The organism is Collinsella aerofaciens (genome assembly GCF_040910325.1).
In the GTDB taxonomy this organism is placed as follows: Bacteria; Actinomycetota; Coriobacteriia; order Coriobacteriales; family Coriobacteriaceae; genus Collinsella; species Collinsella aerofaciens_BL.
The window spans coordinates 15523-35717 of the sequence record NZ_JBDGAV010000013.1; the positions used below are offsets into that span (position 1 = coordinate 15523).

General features: G+C 61.8%; 19 protein-coding genes and 1 tRNA gene. 1 reads left to right on the forward strand and 19 read right to left on the reverse strand.

Annotation, left to right across the window (positions count from 1 at the left end):
• Positions 1-3: 3 nt before the first annotated feature.
• The 3 genes from AB5Z25_RS06605 to thyA form a co-directional block, all read right to left on the reverse strand.
• Complete coding sequence (locus tag AB5Z25_RS06605) at positions 4-918, reverse strand: TrmH family RNA methyltransferase (protein ID WP_368135097.1); 915 nt, start codon at positions 916-918, stop codon at positions 4-6.
• A gap of 109 nt (positions 919-1027) precedes the next feature.
• Positions 1028-1546 carry a dihydrofolate reductase gene (locus tag AB5Z25_RS06610; RefSeq protein ID WP_368135098.1) on the reverse strand — a complete coding sequence of 173 codons (519 nt, stop codon included), beginning with the start codon at positions 1544-1546 and terminating at the stop codon, positions 1028-1030.
• Between the two features lie 9 nt (positions 1547-1555).
• Positions 1556-2404 carry a thymidylate synthase gene (thyA, locus tag AB5Z25_RS06615; protein ID WP_055309513.1) on the reverse strand — a complete coding sequence of 283 codons (849 nt, stop codon included), beginning with the start codon at positions 2402-2404 and terminating at the stop codon, positions 1556-1558.
• Between the two features lie 218 nt (positions 2405-2622).
• Here thyA and AB5Z25_RS06620 point away from each other — a divergent pair, with 218 nt between their 5' ends.
• Entirely contained in the window at positions 2623-3387 is a 765-nt protein-coding gene (locus AB5Z25_RS06620; RefSeq protein ID WP_368135099.1) for a DUF134 domain-containing protein, read from the forward strand.
• A gap of 116 nt (positions 3388-3503) precedes the next feature.
• Here AB5Z25_RS06620 and ffh read toward each other — a convergent pair whose 3' ends face one another.
• The 16 genes from ffh to rpoD form a co-directional block, all read right to left on the reverse strand.
• Entirely contained in the window at positions 3504-4979 is a 1476-nt protein-coding gene (gene ffh, locus AB5Z25_RS06625) for a signal recognition particle protein (RefSeq protein WP_035138144.1), read from the reverse strand.
• Between the two features lie 10 nt (positions 4980-4989).
• Entirely contained in the window at positions 4990-5907 is a 918-nt protein-coding gene (gene ftsY, locus AB5Z25_RS06630; RefSeq protein WP_117564147.1) for a signal recognition particle-docking protein FtsY, read from the reverse strand.
• Complete coding sequence (gene smc, locus AB5Z25_RS06635; protein WP_368135100.1) at positions 5907-9443, reverse strand: chromosome segregation protein SMC; 3537 nt, start codon at positions 9441-9443, stop codon at positions 5907-5909. Before smc ends, ftsY begins: the two co-directional genes overlap by 1 nt.
• Before the next feature lie 10 nt (positions 9444-9453).
• The gene (gene rnc, locus AB5Z25_RS06640) at positions 9454-10179 is read right to left on the reverse strand and encodes a ribonuclease III (protein WP_117583423.1); all 726 of its coding nucleotides are present in this window, start codon (positions 10177-10179) and stop codon (positions 9454-9456) included.
• 3 nt (positions 10180-10182) lie between these two features.
• Positions 10183-10425 (reverse strand): acyl carrier protein, encoded by a 243-nt coding sequence (locus tag AB5Z25_RS06645; protein WP_117583422.1) that lies wholly within the window; start codon positions 10423-10425, stop codon positions 10183-10185.
• Positions 10426-10549: 124 nt separating this feature from the next.
• Positions 10550-11569: a phosphate acyltransferase PlsX gene (plsX, locus tag AB5Z25_RS06650; RefSeq protein ID WP_368135101.1), complete on the reverse strand. Its 1020-nt coding sequence runs from the start codon at positions 11567-11569 to the stop codon at positions 10550-10552.
• A gap of 87 nt (positions 11570-11656) precedes the next feature.
• Complete coding sequence (gene rpmF / locus AB5Z25_RS06655) at positions 11657-11836, reverse strand: 50S ribosomal protein L32 (protein ID WP_022094017.1); 180 nt, start codon at positions 11834-11836, stop codon at positions 11657-11659.
• A 64-nt stretch (positions 11837-11900) separates the two neighbouring features.
• A complete protein-coding gene (locus tag AB5Z25_RS06660) occupies positions 11901-12455 on the reverse strand; it encodes a YceD family protein (protein WP_368135102.1) in 555 nt (184 codons plus the stop codon).
• The gene (locus AB5Z25_RS06665; protein ID WP_040358176.1) at positions 12455-12952 is read right to left on the reverse strand and encodes an ATP synthase subunit B family protein; all 498 of its coding nucleotides are present in this window, start codon (positions 12950-12952) and stop codon (positions 12455-12457) included. Before AB5Z25_RS06665 ends, AB5Z25_RS06660 begins: the two co-directional genes overlap by 1 nt.
• Before the next feature lie 68 nt (positions 12953-13020).
• On the reverse strand, positions 13021-13518 hold the full coding sequence (coaD, locus tag AB5Z25_RS06670; protein WP_368135103.1) for a pantetheine-phosphate adenylyltransferase: 498 nt from the start codon (positions 13516-13518) through the stop codon (positions 13021-13023).
• The gene (gene rsmD / locus AB5Z25_RS06675) at positions 13511-14167 is read right to left on the reverse strand and encodes a 16S rRNA (guanine(966)-N(2))-methyltransferase RsmD (RefSeq protein ID WP_368135104.1); all 657 of its coding nucleotides are present in this window, start codon (positions 14165-14167) and stop codon (positions 13511-13513) included. Before rsmD ends, coaD begins: the two co-directional genes overlap by 8 nt.
• On the reverse strand, positions 14164-16341 hold the full coding sequence (gene recG / locus AB5Z25_RS06680) for an ATP-dependent DNA helicase RecG (RefSeq protein ID WP_368135105.1): 2178 nt from the start codon (positions 16339-16341) through the stop codon (positions 14164-14166). The genes rsmD and recG overlap by 4 nt, the downstream gene beginning before the upstream one ends.
• 10 nt (positions 16342-16351) lie before the next feature.
• On the reverse strand, positions 16352-18013 hold the full coding sequence (locus tag AB5Z25_RS06685; RefSeq protein ID WP_368135106.1) for a DAK2 domain-containing protein: 1662 nt from the start codon (positions 18011-18013) through the stop codon (positions 16352-16354).
• Positions 18014-18040: 27 nt separating this feature from the next.
• Entirely contained in the window at positions 18041-18397 is a 357-nt protein-coding gene (locus AB5Z25_RS06690) for an Asp23/Gls24 family envelope stress response protein (RefSeq protein ID WP_342996307.1), read from the reverse strand.
• 195 nt (positions 18398-18592) lie between these two features.
• A tRNA-Asn gene (locus AB5Z25_RS06695) sits at positions 18593-18667 on the reverse strand.
• A 173-nt stretch (positions 18668-18840) separates the two neighbouring features.
• Positions 18841-20181 (reverse strand): RNA polymerase sigma factor RpoD, encoded by a 1341-nt coding sequence (rpoD, locus tag AB5Z25_RS06700; RefSeq protein WP_368135107.1) that lies wholly within the window; start codon positions 20179-20181, stop codon positions 18841-18843.
• Positions 20182-20195 lie beyond the last annotated feature (14 nt).

Here is a 20195-nt window from a genome sequence, read left to right on the forward strand (position 1 = left end):
CCGCTAGTGATACAGCCCCGGCTGGTAGTGATACTCGTTGCTCACATGCGGGCACAGCTGCCAAAAGGCGACGGCACTTGCCGCGGCAACGTTGAGCGAATCGACCCCGTGCGCCATCGGAATGCGCACGGCGCGGTCACAGCCGGCAATGGTCTTGGCGCCCAAGCCGGCACCCTCGGTGCCCATAAAGATTGCCAGGCGGTCAATCTCCTGCAGCGCGGGATCGTCCAACGACACCGAATCATCCGTCAACGCCATGGCGGCACACGAAAAGCCGGCATCGTGCAGCGCCGCCAGCCCATCATGCGGCCATACGCGCGCCTCGCTGCCAATGCGCGTCCAGGGCACCTGGAACACCGTGCCCATGCTCACACGGGCCGAGCGACGGTACAGCGGGTCACAGCAAGTGGGGCTCACCAAAATGCCATCGACGTTCAGAGCAGCCGCCGAGCGGAAAATCGCGCCGACGTTGGTGTGGTCGACAATACCCTCAAGCACGCACACGCGCACCGGGCGCTCCCCCGCCGCCTCGACGACGCCGTCGAGAAACTCATCGACCGGAATCTGGCGTGGACGACGGAATGCCGCGAGCGCACCGCGCGTCACGTTAAAGCCCGTCAGTTGCTCCATGAGCTCAATCGAGGCCACGAACACGGGAACCGGACCCGCTCCCTCGCGCACAACCAGGCGCTCAAACAGCGGCATCATCTGGTCGAGCCAGCGTTCGCCCAAAAGAAAGCTCACCGGCTCGTATCCGGCGCGAACCGCACGCTCGATAACCTTGGCACTCTCGGCGATAAAAATGCCCTTCTGCGGCTCCAGCACGCAGCGAAGCTCACGCTCGGTCAGTCGCACATAGGCATCGAGTCGCCCGTCCTCGAGCGAATCGATTCGCAGCACCTCAACGGCATCAGTCATAGCAGCCAGCCCGCACCCTTCTTTGCAGCACATCTATACCAAACGAGGCGACGCTAAGCGCCGCCCCATGCATTCAATCAACCCGATGATACCGTTCACGCCAGACGATTTACGCCTCGATGCGACGATACGTCACGAACTCATAATCGACGCCCTCGTCACCCTCACCGGCGGCAATCGTCGCGACCCCGCTACACTGCGCAATCTCCCACGCGGGATCGGCGTCCAAGTCGGGAAAGTACGTGTCCACGGGATGGACGCAGTGGTTATGAGTGACCTCGGCCTCCACGCAGTACGGCAAAAACTGCCGATAGACATCGCCGCCACCGATCACCCAGGCAACGAGCTCATCGGCAACCGCAGAGAGCGCTTCGTCAACGCTATGCACCACGTCGACGCCCTCGTGGGTAAAGCCCATATCGCGCGTAAGCACGATATTGCGGCGGTTCTTGAGAGGACGCCCGCCGGGAAAACTCAGCAGCGTCTTGCGTCCCATGATAACCGGGCAGCCCTTGGTGCAGGCCACAAAATGGCGCATATCGGCGCGATTGGACACCACCATGTCGCCCTCGCACCCAATGCCCCAATCGTCACACACGGCGACGATAGCAGATAGCTTACACGTCATGAGCACCACCTACACCGCAATGGGAATGTTCTTGACCTGCGGGCCGTGCTCATAGCCCTCGACGATCAGGTCATCGGTCGTAAACGCATAGAAGTCATGCACATCGGGGTTGAGCGTTACCTTGGGTGCCGCAAACTGCGGACGCTCGATAAGCTCGCGGACGATATCGACATGACGATCATAGATATGGGCGTCGGCGATCACGTGCAGCAGCTCACCGGGAATCATATCGACCGACTGCGCGACCATCATCAGCAAAATGGCGTACTGGCACACGTTCCAGTTGTTCGCGGCCAAAATGTCCTGGCTGCGCTGGTTGAGAATCATGTTGAGCGTCGGCTTGTCGTCCTGAGGACGCTGCGTCACGTTATAGGTCACGCTATAGGCGCACGGATAAAGGTGCATCTCGGACAGATCGCTAAACACGTACGTATTGGTCATAATGCGGCGACTATACGGCGTGTGCTTAAGGTCGTACAGCACACGGTCCATCTGGTCGAAGTCGCCCTCGGCGTAATGGCTCTTCTGACCAATCTGATAGCCGTAGGCTTTACCGATGGAACCGGTCTCATCGGCCCACTCATCCCAGATATGGCTGTTGAGATCATGCACGTTATTGGACTTCTTTTGATAGATCCACAGAATCTCGTCCATGGCAGACTTAAGCGCCGTACGACGCAGGGTGAGCGCGGGGAACTCCTCGCGCAGATCATAGCGCGCCGTGACACCAAAGTTTTTAATGGTATAGGCAGGGGTGCCGTCCTCCCACACCGGACGGACCTTTTGGCCCTCGGTGGTGGTGCCATGATCCAAGATATCGCGGCACATGGTTACAAACTGCTGATCAGCTTTGCTCATTGACCCTCCTGTCAGTCGCCTATAAGCGAGATTTATTGTAGCCCAGGCGCGCGAGTGTCGAATTGGACACTTAGTCCGGCACACGCAATGCACGGCAGCGCGGCTCCGCAAGCGGCAACGAGGCATCTTAGCCTTTTTCTGACATATGCCAGAAATGCCTTGCGCCCAACGACTAACGCGTTATCCTATTGTTGACATATGTCAGATAAGGAGTGTGCATGGCAGGAAGACGCGAAAAACTGCGCCGCGTCGGGGTCATCCCCGAATACCGCGGCTTCACCCCCGATGGCCTGGCCAGCGGTGATGCCATCGACATGACCGTCGACGAGCTTGAGGTGCTGCGCCTGTGCGACCTGGAAGGTCTCAACCAAGAGGCGGTCGCCCAGCAGATGGGCATCGCCCGTGCAACGGTGGCGGCCATTTGCAGCCGCGCGCATCGCAAGGTGGCCGATGCGCTGGTCAACGGACGAGCGCTCGTCATCGAGGGCGGCAATATCGCGTACTCCCCCATCGCCTCGACGACGGCCGCATGGCCAGCAAAGGAGGTCGGCACCATGAGGGTGGCAACGACGTACGACAACGGCAACATCTTTATGCACTTTGGCCGCAGCGAGCAGTTCAAGATCTACGACATCCAGGATGGCAAGGTGCTCAACGAGCAGGTCGTAGGCACCGGCGGCACCGGCCACGGCGCCTTGGCGGGCCTGCTTGCCAACGGTGGCGTTGACACGCTCATTTGCGGCGGTATCGGCGGCGGCGCTATCAACGCGCTTGCCCAAGCCAGCATCACGGTCTATGCGGGCGCCCAGGGCAGCTGCGATGCCTGCGTCGAGGCCCTCATTGCCGGCACGCTCGCACAGAACGGCGAGGCCACCTGCGACTGCCATGGACATGATCACGAGCACATCCACGAGCATGGCGAGTCCTGCGGCTGCCACGGTCACCACGACCATGACGGGCACGAAGGCTGCGGCTGCCACTAGCGGCAAGCACCTCGTCGAGAACGCGCTTCCACGCGTGCGACAACCAGCGAACAAACGGCGAAGGCCGCCTGGAATACCATCCAGGCGGCCTTCGCCATACACGACTCAACTAGTCGTTACTTCTTGTTGCGCATCTGCGCTTCCATCTGGCGCAGCAGGTCCATATCGGACTTGGGGCCGCCCGTTCCCAGGCCGCCCATGCCGCCCAGCCCCATGGCATCCAGACCGGGAATATTGGGCATGCGCATCTTTTTGCCCTTCTTACCCTTCTTGCCCTTCTTGCCGCCGGCCTGCGCCTGATTGGCCATCGTGCGCATGCGGCCCATCATCTTGTTCATCTCGCCCCACTGCTTCATAAGGCTATTGACCTCGGTGGGGGTCACGCCGGCGCCCTTGGCAATGCGGGCACGGCGCTGACCGTTGATGATGGAGGGGCGAAGGCGCTCCTCCTTGGTCATCGACATGATGATGGCCTCGTTCTTGTCGAAGATGCCCTCGTCCAGGTTGCCGCCCATCTGGTTGAGCGCACGCTGGCCGCCGGGGAGCATGCCCAGGATGCCCTTCATGCCGCCCATCTTCTTGACGGCCTTCATCTGGTCGAGCATGTCATTCATGGTGAAGCCCTCGCGCAGCATGCGCTCGGCAGCCTCGAGCTGCTCGGCGTCGGCCGCCTCCTGGGCCTTCTCAATAATGCCGACAACGTCGCCCATACCCAGAATGCGCTTGGCCATACGATCGGGATAGAACGGCTCCAGCGAATCGGGCTTCTCGCCCATGCTCACGAACTTGATGGGCTTGCCGGTCACCTGGCGCACGGAAAGCGCGCCGCCGCCACGGGCATCGCCGTCGAGCTTGGAGATGATCACTCCGTCAAAGTCGGTGCGCTCGGCAAAGGTCGAGACGACGTTGACGATATCCTGGCCGGTCATGGCATCGACGACCATCAGCACCTGATCGGGCTTGACGGCCTTCTTGATGTCGACGGCCTCCTGCATCATCTGCTCGTCGATCTGAAGACGACCGGCGGTATCGACGATGACCACGTCACGCAGGTGGTCGACGGCCTCTTGGATGGCGCCCTTGGCAATATCGACCGGGTGCGCGCCGTCACCGCGGAAGACCGGCACGCCGATCTCGCCACCGAGCGTGGCCAGCTGGTCGGCAGCGGCGGGACGGTAGACATCGCACGCGGCGAGCAGCGGCGAGCGGCCCTGCTTCTTGAGCAGGTAGGCCAGTTTTACGGCCGCCGTGGTCTTACCGGAGCCCTGCAAGCCCACGAGCATAATGACATTGGGAATGCGGTTGCTAAAGACGAGCTTGCTCTCGGTGGAGCCGAGCATCTCGGTGAGCTCGTCGAGCACGATCTTGACGACGTTTTGCGCCGGCGACAGCGACTCCATGACCTCGGCGGTCATGCAGCGCTCCTTGGTCTTGGCGACGAACTCCTTGACGACCTTAAAGTTAACGTCGGCCTCGAGCAGTGCCATGCGAATATCGCGCATGGCCGAAGTAATATCGGCCTCGGTCAGCTTACCCTTGCCGCGTAGGCGGTCAAATGTGTCGTTGAGGCGATCGCTCAGGGAATCAAACACTGGTTACTCCTTAGTTGGACTCGCCCACCAGGGCGCGGCAGAAATCTTTGGCGTTAAACTCCTGCAGGTCATCGACCTGCTCGCCCACGCCGATGCGAAGGATCGGGAGCTTGAGCTTCTCGGCCACGGCCATGGCAATACCGCCCTTAGCCGTGCCGTCGAGCTTAGTCATGATAATACCGTCCAGGCCCAGCGCCTCGTTAAACTCGAGCGCCTGGTTCAGACCGTTCTGACCAGTGGCGGCATCGATCACAAGCACGACCGAGACCGGCATGGGACCGGCGGCCATATTGGCGGCGCGCTTACGAGTCACATTGACCACTTTGGCGAGCTCGCGCATGAGCTCGGGGCTCGTGTGCAGACGACCGGCGGTATCAATGAGCACCAGGTCGCTGCCGCGCTTATCGGCCTCGTCGAGCACGTCATAGCACACGCTCGCCGGATCGGAACCGCGGTCACGCTTGATAACCGGTACGCCGGCACGCTGACCCCACACATCGAGCTGCTCGATAGCGGCGGCGCGGAAGGTGTCGGCCGAACCGATAACCACGTTCTTGCCGCGGGCGGCCATGGCGCTCGCAATCTTGCCGACCGTGGTGGTCTTGCCGGCGCCGTTGATACCGACAAACAGCACGCAGCTCGGCGTATCGGAAAACGGGTCGCGCTCAACAGGCACAAAATGGCCCTCGAGCTGCTCGGCCAGGGCGCGACGAAGCTGCGGGGCGGTCTTGAGGTTCTTCTTGGCCGCGGCATCGCGCAGGTCATCGGAGACCTGAATGGCGACCTCGGCGCCCATGTCACCCATGACGAGGGTGTCCTCAAGATCCTCCCAAAAATCCTCGTCGACCTCACCGCCAAAGTAGAAGACCTCGTTGAGGGCCTCGCGGCTGCGCTCAAGTCCGCGCGAGAGTGCGTCAAAGAATCCCATTATGCATTCACGACCTTTCCGGTTTCGCGATCGAGTTTTTGCGAGACGACGCGACTGACGCCGTCGGCTTGCATCGAGACGCCATAAAGGACGTCAGCGTCCTCCATAGTACGGCGCTGATGCGAGATTACCAAGAGCTGCGTATCGGAACGCAGCACATCGAGAGCACCGATGAGCTTAGACAGGTTGGCGTCGTCGAGCGCAGCCTCGACCTCGTCCAGCACATAGAACGGCACCGTGCGCGTACGGTATACGGCAAAGAGCAGGGCGAGCGCCGTCAGACTCTTCTCGCCACCCGACATGAGCATCATCTTGGTGATGCGCTTGCCGCGCGGCTGCGCCACGACCTCAATGCCCGTCTCGGCCGGATGCTCGGGGTCGGTCATCTCCAGATGCGCCTGACCGCCCGGGAAGAGCATGGCGAAGATCTCGCGGAAGTTCGCATCGACCTTCTCAAAGGTCACCAGGAAGGCCTTGCGCATCTTGCGATCGATCGCCACGGTGATCTTGGTGAGCGCCTTGCGCGCGCTCTCCAGATCGGCCAGCTGCTCCTCGATGTAATCGGCGCGGCGCTTGAGCTGCTCGTACTCCTCCATGGCGACTTGGTTCACAGGACCCAGGTTGTTGATCTGGCGCACGAGTTGGTTAAGCTCGCGCTCGGCGGCGTCGCGATCGGTGGGCGCCGGCAGCATGAGCGCCTCCTCGAGCACCGTGGTGCCGTCGGCGGTGATGGCCTTAATGGCAGCCTCTACCTGCACCTCGAGCTTGCCGCGCGCCACCTTGAACTCATTTTGCGTCGTGACGGCAGCATCGACCCTCTCTTTGGCGCGAGCGACTTCGGCCTTGGCGTCCTCGATGGTCTTCTTAAGCGAAGCCGAGTCCGCCTCCTCAAGCGTTGCCTGATCGCGCAGGCGCGCAGCCCAGTCCGAGGCGCGCTCCAACAGGGCAGAATAGCGCTCGTGCATGGGATCGACGCGAAGGCGCAGCAGCTCAAGCGAGCGCGAGGCCTGGCGTGTTCCGCGGATACGGCGGTCGATGCCCTCCAGGCGATGCTCCAGGTCGGGCACGCGGCCCTTCAGAGAACGCAGGCGCTCACTCGTCTGAGCCAGGCGCACCTTAGCGTCGGCGAGCTTGCCGGCGGCCTCGGAATCGTCGCGACGCACGCGGTCGAGATCGTCGTTGGCTTCGGCAATCTGAAGACCTAAGTCGCTCGCCTGCGCACGAGCTTCGTCCCGCGAGCGAGTAAGTTCATCCACGCGTGGACGAGCGGCACGAACGGCCTCGGCAGCCTGCTCGCGGCGTTTGGAAATGCGCACGCGCTCGACCTCGGCATTGTTGGCGCTTTGCTCCAGGCGGCCGATCTCGGAGAGCAGCGAGCGACGCTCGCCCTCAAGGCGGGCAATCTCGCCGGCCACATCGCCTTCGGCGGAACGCGCCTCCTCGACGGCCGCGTTGGCCTCGACAACCTGGTCCGACACATGCTCAAACACGGCAGTCAAATCGGGCTCCAGGCCCTCCAGCTCACGAATACGGCGCTTGCGCTCCAAGGCGCCCGAAGCCTCGCCGGCATCAAGCCCCACGCGAACCAGGCCGCCGCAGGCAACGCGTGCGCCATCGGGAGTCACATAGGTCACGCCATCAACGACCGGCGCGGACAGCGCGGCGGCCAAGTCATCGACCACGTAATAGCCGCCAAGCAAGGCCTCGACGACCGGACCGTAGCCGGCACGCACGGACAGGCAATCAACAAGACGGGTGCCGGCGGCGCCCTCGGCGGCCGCAGGGCCGCTCACACTGCGCGCCACCAGCAGAGCCTCACCCGAGGCCTTCTTCTGGTCCAGGGCAGCGCGACCGGCACGCTCAAGTGCGGCAGCGTTATCGAACAGCAGGGCATCGATATCGCCGGCGAGCAGCTGCTCAACCAGGCCCTCAAGCTCACGCGGTGCCTCGAGTACATCGCCCAGACGGCCCGAAACATCATCGCCCAGCGCGCCCACCAGACGGCTTACGAGCGGCGAGCTGTCGGCCATGCGAGCATCAAGCTTCTTTTGGCTGGAAAGCTCCGAGCGCACCTCGGACAGCTTGTTGCGCGCCTCGCTCTCGCGATTACGCAAATCCTTAAGGGCTGCACGGGCGACCTCGGTAGCCTCACGCGCATCGCTCTGGGCTTGACGAGCCTGGTCGAGCGCGCCTTCGAGCTCCTCAGCACGGTTGCGGCGGCTATCAAGCGATGCCGTGACCTCCTCGAGCTGCTCGTCGATCTGCTCCAGGCGCGAGGCATACATGTTGTCCTCGACCTCGGCATTGGAAAGCGAATCCTTTACCTTGGCGAGCTCGAGCGCAGCATTATCGGCAACGCGCTGCACATCGCGCTGTTCGCGCGTGAGCTGCGAAATCTGATTGCCGAGCGCAACGCGACGCTCGTGGAGCTCGGCGGCGGCAGGACCAGCGGCGTCGACGTCCTCCTGGGCCTGCATACGCGCGCCGGTCACTTCCTCGAGTTGGGCACGCGCATCCTCGAGCTCCTCGACCACGCGACGGCGCTGATGCTCGGAGCTCGAGATCTGGCCGCGCATGTCGGACAGGCGCGACACCATGTTGTGGCCCTTTTCCTCGAGCAGGCGCATGTCGGAGTTAATGCGACCGACCACATCTTGCATATGTCGGCGCTGCTCGCCCAAGTCGCCCACAAACAGGCCCTTTTCTTCGAGCATGACCTGGAGCTTCTCGAGCTCGCGCTCTTTCTCACCCAGGCGGTACTGCGCGAGCTCCAGCTCGGCGGCGCCCTCCTTAGAGCGGCTCTCCAGGTCGTTCCACTGCGATTGCAGCGAACGGAGCTCGTCGACGGCCAGCATCTGCGTAAGCTCGTTCGCGCGCGAGGACAGCTCTTTGTACTTGCGCGCGCGATCGACCTGACGCTCCAGCGGCCGCAGCTGACGGGCGATCTCCTTATTGATGTCGCGGGCACGGGTCAGGTGCTCGTCCATCGACTTAATCTTTTTGAGCGCACGCTCCTTGCGACGCTTGTGCTTGGAGATACCGGCGGCCTCCTCAATGAGGGCACGGCGCTCCTCGGGGCGGCTCTGCAAAATGGCATCGAGCTTGCCCTGGCTGATGATGGAATGCGTATCCTTGCCCAGTCCCGAATCGTGCAGGATATCCTGGATGTCCATCAGACGGCACGGGCTCGAGTTGATGAGGTACTCGCTTTCGCCCGAGCGATACATACGACGGGTGATGGCGACCTCATCAAAGTCGACGGGCAGCATATGGTCCGAGTTATCGAGCACCAACGTGACCTCGGCAACACCCACCGGCTTGCGCGCCGACGAGCCCGAGAAGATGACGTCCTCCATAGCCTGGCCGCGCAGCTGCTTGGCGCTCTGCTCGCCCAGGACCCACAGAATCGAGTCGGAGATGTTCGATTTTCCCGAGCCATTGGGACCGACGATGACGGTCAGGCCCGGCTCAAACGTCATGTGGGCGCGGTCGGCAAACGACTTGAACCCTTTGAGCGTGAGGGACTTGAGATACACGGTTCCTCGCTTAAACAGGCTTCTTGTTGAGAATCACGCCGTTGGTGGTGTAGCCCATGCGGTCGAGCGCCTCGAGCGCAGCGGCACCCTCGGCCTCCTTCTTGGAGGAACCGGTGCCGCGGCCTTGACGAATACCGTCGATGAGCACCACGGCGGTAAAGGTCGGCGCGTGTGCCGGGCCCTCAGAGCCAACGAGCTTGTACGCCGGAGGCTCGTGGCCGTCGGCCTGCACGCACTCCTGCAAAAACGACTTGGGGTTCGCAGGATGCTCGGCACGCTCGGAGGCCAGGTGCGGCTTAAGCGTGCGGTGGATGAACTCCGCCGCCGCATCCCAGCCGGCATCCAGGTACAGGGCGCCCACGAGCGACTCGTAGACGTTCTCGAGCGCCGAGTGCAGACCGCGCGCGCCCGTGCCGGTCTCGGAGGCACCAAAGATGATGATGTCGTCGATGCCCAGCTCATGGGACACCTCGGACAGCGTGGCGCCCGAGACGAGCGACACCTTCAGGCGCGTAAGCTTGCCCTCGTCAAACTCCGGATAGGACTCAAAGAGCGAGCGGGCAACCACGGCGCCCAAAATGGAATCGCCCAAAAACTCAAGGCGCTCATAACTCGCCGAGACGGGCTGACCTTCCACGGCAGAAGGGTGCGTGAGCGCCGCGCGCAGCAGCACCTTGTTATTGAACTCGTGGCCCAGGATTTCCTGGGCGCGCGCGAGTCGTTGAGATAAAGCCAAGACTTAGGCCTCCTTGGCGTTTTCAATAGCGTCGACAGCGTCGGCGACAGAGTTGAGCGACAGCAGGGTCTCGTCATCGATCTCGAGGTCGAACTCGTCCTCGATGGCCGTCACCAGCTGCAGACGCTCGAGCGAATCGGCATCGAGATCGTCAAACGTGGTCTCATCGCTAATCTCGGCAACATCGACGCCCAGAACGTCAGCAGCGACCTCGGCGATCTTGTCAAAGATTTCGGAGCGGTCCATAGCGCTTCCTCTCATAGTGCATGAATACCAAAAGATTGGCGCCGCGCGGGCGGCACCAAGACACGGTTCTGATTCTACCCCACGACGTGCACCGCGAAGCACATAACAGCGCTCTAACTCGCTCTTATAAAACGATACCGTCCATAGAGTTGGCGACATTCTCGACCAGCCCGGCGCGCACGGCTTCGGCCGCCGCGAGCGTACCGTTTTTGACAGCCTCGACCGAGGTGGCACCATGGCCGATCAGGACCACGCCGCGCAGGCCCAAAAGAATCGCGCCGCCCTTGGCGTCGCCCGAAAGTTTGGCTTTAATCTCGCGCATCTGCTTTTTGATGAGCAGCGCGGCAATCTTGGTGCCGAGCGAAGACATAAAGACACCCTTGAGCTCCTGCAGCAAAAACTTGGCAGCGCCCTCGGTGGCCTTGAGCGCAATATTGCCCGACATACCATCGGCAACGACGACATCGAAGTTGCCTGAGGTGAGGTCGGTGCCCTCGCAGTTACCAACAAAGCCGGGAACGGCGGCCTTCATAGCAGGGAAACAGGCCTTGGTAAAGTTAGAACCCTTTTCGTCCTCGGTGCCATTGCCGAGCAAGCCCACGCGGGGATGCTCGATGCCCAAGACGACGCGGGCATAGGCGCTACCCATCTGGGCAAAACGAACCATGTCGTCGACCTCGACATCAGGGTTGGCGCCCATATCGCACAGCACCGTCAGGCCACCGGCGCGGTTGGGCAGCGCATTGGTCAGGCACGGACGCACCGGCTGCTTCTTGCCCTCGGCCATATACCTAAAGGGCGTGACATAGGCGGTGGCGGCAGCGGTCATGGCACCGGTGGAGCCAGCAGAGAAGAACGCGTCTGCGTTGCCCTTCTTAATGGCACGGCAGGAAAGCACAATCGAAGACTTGCGCTTGGTCATCACGGCACGAATGGGATCGTCGTCCATGGCGATAACGTCGGGAGCCTCCAGGGCTTCGACGCGCGCATGGGAGGCGGCGAAGGGGTTGACGATTTCGGCGGGGCCGGCAGCCAGGACCTCGATATCGGGGTCGGTCGCAAGGGCGGCCTCGATACCATCGAGGACAACCTGGGGCTTCTCGTCTCCGCCCACAACGTCTACACAAACGCGAACGTTACTCATATACATGCTCCTTATACAAAAATGGCCGACTCATTGAGCCGGCCATTGTGGTTCCATTTGGAACGGCATCGTATCCAGAGTATACCGTTACTCGGTAACGATAACCTCGCGGTCCTTGTAGAAACCGCAGCTGGGGCACACGTGGTGCGGGAGCTTGACAGCGCCGCAACGGGGACACGTGGACTGAGCCGCAGCTGAGATCTTCATGTTGGCGGATCGACGGGTGTGAGTGCGGATACGACCCTGCTTTTGTTTAGGTACGGGCATAGTGACCTTCCTTATGAACTATCCAGTATGGCGATTACGCGCAAGTAGCGATACTACCACAGTTTTACTCGTCAAGCTTGAGATTCTTCAATGCTGCAAATGGATTTTCCGTGGCTTCGGCCCATTCGGCCTCTGCCTGGGCAGCGCAATCGCATTGCTCGACGTTGAGATTACCACCGCAGACCGGGCAAAGACCGCGGCAATCGGGCTTGCAGAGCACCACGAACGGAGTATCCATGACGACCGCGTCGTTGATGGGCTCGCCCAGATCGACGATGTGATCCTCGCCCAGTAGCTCGTAGCCGTCCTCGTAGGCCTCGGGATCCTCGGGCTCGTTAAAGAGGTAGAACTCCTCGATCTCGCCGGCAATGTCAAACGAAGCGGGCTCCAGGCAGCGATCGCACTCGCCGGCAGCGTGCGCGCGGACCATGCCCGTGAGCAGAACACCGGTGCCGGCATTGGTAAAGACCACGTCATAGTCAATACCATCCTGCAGCTGGTACTCCTTCTCGCCCACCGTGTAGGTGGCGACATCGACCTTACCGGTCAGCGGATACGAGTCTCCGGGAAACTCGAGCTGCTCGGAAAGATCGACGGTAACACTCGGGAACTCAGCCATTACCACTGACCATTCTGCTGGGCGGCACCCTCATTGAGCTGCTGACGGCAACGGGTGACGGTGCCGGTCAGGCTCTTAAGGTTCTCCTCCAGGTGCGTGAAGACCTGCTCGGCATAGTCCTCGGCGGCATAACGCGTCTCGCGCTCGTACTGCTGGGCACGGTCGCGGATATCATCGGCCTGCTGCTGCGCTAGGCGGACAATTTCCTGCTCACCGGCGATGGTGAGGGCCTGCTGCTGAGCGTCGGCAATGATGGAGTCGGCCTGAGCGGCGGCGGAAGCCATAAGCTCCTCGCGCTCCTTGAGGATACGGCGGGACTTCTGCCACTCCTCGGGATAGCTCATGCGGATCTCGTCGAGGATGTTGAAGAACACGTCGGCGTCGATGACCTTGAACTGAGCGTTCTTGCCGAAAGGCGGCTTGGCTTCCTCGATCAGCCCTTCGAGCTCATCGACCAAGCTGACGATCCTATCGCCAGGAAAATTCTCGCCCGGCATCCGGTCTCCTTTCATAGGTAACATATCATCGTGCTAGTTTACCACATGCCACCAGGCAATAAAAAACGTCACGAAAAGCGATGTTTGAGCGCTTCGACCACGTTGGGCGGCACAAACGTCGATACGTCACTACCGAGCGAGGCAATCTGGCGCACCACCGAGCTCGAGATATATCCGTACTGCGGCGCACTCATGACAAAGATGGACTCCAGCTCGTTGTCCAGGCGGTAGTTGAGGTCGGCCTGCTGAAGCTCGTACTCAAAGTCGGTCATGGCACGCAGGCCCTTGACCACGGCACCGGCGCCCTGCTCGCGTGCGAAGTCGACCAACAGGCCGGTAAAGGGCAGAACCTCGACACCCTCGATGCCGCCGAGCGCCTCGCGGGCCAGCGCCACGCGCTCGTCGAGCATAAAGGTGGTGCCCACGCCGTTTTTACCCTGCGACTCGGCAACAGCGACGATAACGCTGGGGAAGATGCGGCGGGCGCGGCGGATCACATCGATATGGCCAAACGTGATGGGATCGAAGGTGCCCGGGACGATCACGCGGTTGATGGTGTCATTCATGGGCGTCCTCCTGAAACGTCGTGGCATCGTTGTTGTCGGCATCTACGCCGGCGCTATCGCCCTCACCATCGTCATCGCCGACCCAACGAAGCAGGTCGACCGAGGTAATGCCGTAGCGCTTCTCGCGCACGATCTCAAAGCCTGCCGGATGCGCGCCCGCATCGGCGGCGGCATGCTCAAACAGGGTATAAGCGCCAGGTGCAAGCAGACCCTGCTGAGCCAGGTTCTGCAGCAGCCCCTCGACCGGCTCGGCACCAAAAGCATAGGGCGGGTCGAGCAGGACCAGATCAAAGGGGCCGCCCGGCACACGACCGCGCGAGGCACTCGCCAGCATGTCGCCCGTTATCACGCGCCAACGCGCACGGTCACGGCAGAGCGACTCGATATTCTTGGTAATGAGCCGCGCGGCATTCCGATCGATCTCGAACGTCGTGAGCGAGCGGGCACCACGTGAGAGCATCTCGATACCCAAAGCGCCGGAGCCGCCAAAGGCGTCCAGCACGCGGACCTCGTCCAGATCGAAGTCAAATGCCGACATGACCATAGATGCGCATGCCTCGCGCACGCGATCGGTCGTGGGGCGGGTGACATCGCGACCACGGGGCTCCTCGATCTTACGACCGCGCCATTCGCCGCCGATGATTCTCATCCTCCGCTGACCTCCTTAAAAATGTGTCGATATCGCATGGCGACCGCATCGCGCAGGGGGCGCGTCGCCACGGAGTCAAGGTTGCAAGCATACCGCAAGAGCTCGACCGCGTCCAAATGGGCCCACTCGATCAGCTCCTCGTCGGCATCCAGGTCGACAAAGCGCAGGGTCACACCGCCATGCTGGCGGTACCCCAGGATTTCGCCCTCGTGGCGCAGACGCAGGTCCATCTGGGCGAGCGTAAAGCCATCCGAGGTCTTCTCGAGCGATTGCAGGCGATCTTGTGCCGCCGAAGCGCCGCCGTTGCCCTTGGAGTGCGTCATGACCAGGCACGTGCCCGACACGCTGCCACGGCCCACGCGACCGCGCAGCTGGTGCAAGGCCGCCAACCCAAAGCGCTCACCGTTCTCGATGACCATGACGGTGGCGTTGGGCACGTCGACGCCCACCTCAACCACCGTAGTCGAGACAAGCACATCGATCTCGCCGCGCTTGAAGGCATCGATAACCTGGTCCTTCTCCCCCGCTGGCATGCGGCCGTGAAGGCGCTCGATGGTAAGACCCGGCAACGCCAGACGCAGGCGATCGAGCTCGGTCGCCGTATCGTGCAGCGGCACGGGGACCGTCACGCGGCCCTCGTCGTCGCGGGCGATACCGGGCACGTCCTCCAACTCATCGGCCGAGTCACTCGGCTCCACGAGCGGGCATATCACGTAGGCCTGCTGACCCTTTTCATGCGCCTCGCGGATGGCGCCATAGGCGAGGTCACGGCTCGACTCGGTGAGCACACGTGTCGACACGCCAGCGCCAGGAACAGGCCGATGGCGGATGATGCTCGTGTCCAGATCGCCGTAGACCGAAAGCGCCAGCGTACGCGGGATGGGCGTTGCCGTCATAACGAGCAGATCGGCACCAGGGCCCTTCGCGCGCAGGGCGTTGCGTTGGCCGACGCCAAACCGGTGCTGTTCATCGATGACCACGAGCGACAGATGCTTAAACGCCACGTTATCCGAAAGCACCGCGTGGGTTCCAAAAAGGACGTCGAGCTCGCCCGATTCCAGCTGGGCATGAATCCGCTCGCGCTCGGACGCCGGCGTGGCGCCCGTCAGGAGCGCCCAGGTCATGCCAGCCCGCGAGAGCAAGGGGCCGGTCTTATCGGCATATTGACGCGCCAGCACGCCCGTGGGCGCCATAACGCAGGCCTGCGTGCCGCTATCGGCAGCCACAGCCAGCGCGCAGGCGGCAACGGCGGTCTTGCCGGTACCGACGTCGCCCAGCAGCAGGCGGTTCATCACGCGCTCGCCATCGCACATATCGCGCAGGATGTCTTGGAACGCGGCCTCCTGCTCGTCACTCAGTGAGAACGGGAGTGCCTGTCTGAGTGTGGCCAGATGCTCACCCGCAGTATGGACGTAGGGAACCACCTCGACCAAGCCGCCGTCGTTGCGCAGACGCAACGCCAGCTGCAGGTAGAGGCACTCCTCGTAGGCAAGACGCCGGCGCGCGATATCGCGCTCGGCCATGCTCGAGGGAAAGTGAATCGATCGAAGCGCACGGGCATTGCTCATCAAGCGGCGCTTGACGCGCAGCGGGGCGGGAATGGGATCAAACGGATTGCCGACAACCTCGAGCGCGCCGCTTACGATACGGCGCATCCACGCCTGGCTCACGCCGTCACTCACGTAGTGGACCGGCAGGATGGTGCCGGCAGCACGCCCCTCCTCGAGCTTCTCGAAGTGAGGCGAGGCCATCTGCTTAAAGCCGTAGGCAAACTCGACCTTGCCCATCACGGCCAGGCGGTCGCCCTGCTTGAGCTGCTGGGCAATCCAAGGCTGACGGAAAAAGGCGACCTGCAGCACGCCCGTCTCGTCCACAAGCGAAACTTCGGCCACCTGCATGCGCGGACGGGGCCGCTTTTGGACGATACGGTCAACCGTGGCAATGATCGTGCACACGGTACCGATGGGCGCCATCTCGATGGACCACGAGCGAGTGAAGTCCAGGTAGCGATGAGGGATATGGAGAAGGAGGTCCCCCACCGTCCGAATTCCCAGACGGCGAAGGGCCTCCTCACGTTTACCCGAAACATATTTGAGTCGCGCGATATCCTCGTCGAGCGCATTGCTCTGGGCAAAGCGCTCCGAGACGCGCGGCACGGAGCACAGCTCGGACATAGGCAGATGCCTACTCGATCGAGAAGATCACGGGATAGAGCGGCTGCTCGCCACGATGGGCGTCAATCTCCAAGTCGGGCTGAGCCTCCTCAATAGCATCGACGATCTCCTGGAAGGCCTCGTCGGACAGCTCCTCACCGGCCAGAATCGTCAGCGCGTCGCCTTCCTCTTCCTCCTGCATGCGGTTGATGCAGTCGAGCGTGACCTGCTTCACATCGGAACCGACCACGTCGATGGAGCCGGCGATGATGCCCATGACGTCACCGGAGTGAATCGGAGAGCCGTCCGAGGCGCTGGAGTCGCGCACGGCGCGGGTGACCTCGCCATCGCGGACCTCGCTGATGGCGTCAACCATGGCGGCAACGGCGTCCTCGAGCTCAGAATCGGGCAGGACGGCGAACAGCGCGGAGAACGCCTGCGGGACGGTCTTGGTGGGAACGACGGCTACCTTCTTGTCGGTGCAGGCAGAGGCTGCGGCCTCGGCAGCCATGCGGATGTTGCCGTTATTGGGCAGGATGATGACCGAGGTCGCGTTGACCTGGTCGACGGCGCCCAACAGGTCGGCGGTCGAGGGGTTCATGGTCTGGCCACCCGAGACGATCACGTCAACGCCGAGGGACTTGAGGATGTCGGCCTCACCGGAACCGGCGGCAACGGCGACAAAGCCCAGGGCCTTCGCGAGCTCGGCGGCCTTCTCCTGATCCTCGTGGATCTTAGCGGTACGGTCGTGGGCCTCCATCTCCATGTTGTGGATAAAGACCTCATAGATCTGACCAAGCTGCAGCATGTGCTCGAGCACCAGGTTGGGGGTGTTGGAGTGCACGTGGATCTTGTAGTCGGGATAGGCACCCACGAGCAACTCGCAGTCGCCCATGGAGCCCAGGAACTTAAGGCACTCGTCCTCGTCAAACGGGGCATCGGCCTTAAAGAGGAACTCGTTGCAGTAGCGGAACTCCGAGCCCTCCCAGTCATCGTTGGCCTCGATCTCAACGCGACCGAGGGCCGCATCGCGGGCAGAGCCGGCAGAATCAAACGTGGCGGAGAAATCCTCGACAACGGTGCTACGGCCGAGCGCAGCGGCAACAAAGTTCTCGAGGAAGATGGCAAAGCCAAAGGCGCCGGAGTCGACCACGCCGTTCTCCTTCAGAACCGGCAGCAGGTCGGGCGTGCGGGCGACAGACTGGTAGGCCTCGACAACGATGGCATCGAGCGCGTCCTCGGCCGAGAACTTCTTCTTTTCGCACTCGTCGGCCTTGGTCGAGACATCGCGCAGTACCGTGAGGATCGTGCCCTCGATGGGCTTGCGGACGGCCTGGAAGGCGACCTTGACGGCACGACGGAACGCATAAGCGATGTTGGCGGAGGTGATGGGCTCATCGGCAGAGACGAGGCCCTCGGCCACGCCGCGCAGAATCTGCGAGGTGATGACGCCGGAGTTACCGCGGGCACCCATCAGGGAGCCGTGGGTGATGGCGCCGGCGATGGCTTCCATGTCGGCGTCGGCGGGAAGGGCGGAAAGCTCCTTGGTCACCGAGGCGAGCGTGAGCGACATGTTGGTACCGGTGTCGCCGTCGGGTACGGGGAAGACGTTGAGCTTGTTGATCTCCTCGGCCTTGTCGGAAACGGCAGCCGCAGCGATCGGAAAACAGGTGCGAATGGTCTTTGCAATCATGGGTATTTGAATCTCCGTTTTCGGATGCTAGTTCAGACGGCTCTTGAGCGCGTCGATATGGATGCCGATCTTAAGGCTGGTGGGATCGATCTGGGCGATCTCCTGCAGGGTGAAGGCAACGGAGCTCGAAAGATTGTGGCAGACGGACTTCATGTTGACGCCGTTCTCGAGCACGACGTGAAGATCGACCGTAAGGCCGTTCTCGTCGGCGGAGACAAGCACACCCTTGCGGAGGCGCTGACCGGCAAGCAGGCGCACGCTCTCGGCGCCCTGGAGCTGCTCAGCCATACCGACAACGCCATAGCACGTCATCGCGGCATAACCGGCAATATCGGCAATAACGTCGTTCGAGACGCTCAGGCTGCCGTTAATGGTCTCAGACACAAGAATCTCCTTTTCTTGGTGCTCGCGGCACCATGTCGTGGGAGCAATCATTGCAATATTCTACAACGACCGCGGCATGTTGAGGTGGCGGGGCTCGGGATTACATCCTCGACACGAAATGTTGATATGGTAACGTTCACGAACGGCGATCGCGGCATGAAAAAACCCGCCGCATAAGCGACGGGTTTTACAACCTGGCTCCCCGGGTAGGACTCGAACCTACAACAGCGCGGTTAACAGCCGCGTGCTCTACCATTGAGCTACCGAGGAATAGGTGCGTGCTCTCAAGCAACGAAGTTTATTATACGGACGATTGGGCGAAGGGCAAGAACTTTTTTAAGAAATTTTCCGACCTAGTCATTTACCTAGTCATTTAAGAACGTCCCCAACGACTACATGAAAGCGCCCTCAAGCGGATGTGCTTGAGGGCGCCTCTTGCTTGACTAGCTTTCGATGTAGTCTTTCAACTTGCTAGAGCGACTCGGGTGGCGGAGCTTGGCCAGGGTCTTGGACTCGATCTGGCGGATACGCTCGCGCGTGACGCCAAACTCGCGGCCAACTTCCTCGAGCGTACGGGGATGTCCGTCGACGAGACCAAAGCGCAGCTCGATAACCTTGCGCTCGCGATCGGCAAGCGAATCAAGCACCTGGGTGAGCTGCTCCTGCAGCATGGAGAAGCTGGCGGCATCGGGCGGAACGATAGCCTGGGAGTCCTCGATGAAGTCGCCCAGCTGGGAATCCTCTTCCTCACCGATCGGGGTCTCGAGCGACACGGGCTCCTGCGAAATCTTCTGGATCTCGCGGACGCGGTCGGCGCTCATGTCCATCTCAGCACCGATCTCCTCAGGGGTCGGGTCGCGACCCAGATCCTGGAGGAGCTGGCGTTGCACGCGGACGAGCTTGTTGATGGTCTCGACCATGTGCACGGGAATACGGATGGTACGGGCCTGGTCGGCAATAGCGCGCGTAATGGCCTGACGGATCCACCACGTGGCGTACGTGGAGAACTTAAAGCCCTTCTGGTAGTCGAACTTCTCGACGGCGCGTATCAGACCGAGGTTGCCCTCCTGGATCAAATCCAGGAACAGCATGCCACGGCCGACATAGCGCTTGGCGATGGAGACGACCAGACGCAGGTTTGCGCTGATGAGCGCCTGCTTGGCCTCAAGACCAACGTTCTCGATACGCGTAAGTCGACGCATCTCGGAGCGTGTGAGTTCAATCTCGCCTGCATCGACAGCCTCGAGCTTCTCGGTAGCCTCGAGACCGGCCTCGATCTTCATGGCCAGATCGACCTCTTCAGATGCGGTCAGCAGGTCGACCTTACCGATCTCCTTGAGGTACATACGAACCGGGTCGCCGGTCAGCATCACCGTGGAGGCATCGATGCCGCGCACGCGCGAACGCGAACGGGACGTGCGCACGGTGCGCTTCTTCTTGCTCTTGGAAGAGCCCATCTCGGCATCGGCCTGGCGGGCCATCTTAAGCTCGTGATCGTCAAGCGAGCCGGAATCGTGCTCGTCATCGTCGAAATCGTCGGTATCGTTATCGTCATCGTCGACGTCCATCGGGGCGTCGTCGTTTCCGCTCGCGGAGATAATCTGGATGCCGCTGTTGCGCAGCGCGGAATACACCGCGTTGAGCTGCTCATCAGAGACATCGATATCCTTCAGGGCGACCTGAATCTCGTCCTCGGTTACCGAAGTCCTGTTTGAGCCGTTGCCCATGAGCTTTGCAACGTAGGATTCCAGCCCAGTACCCGTGCTCTCAGTCTTTTTTGGCACAGATTCTCCCTTCG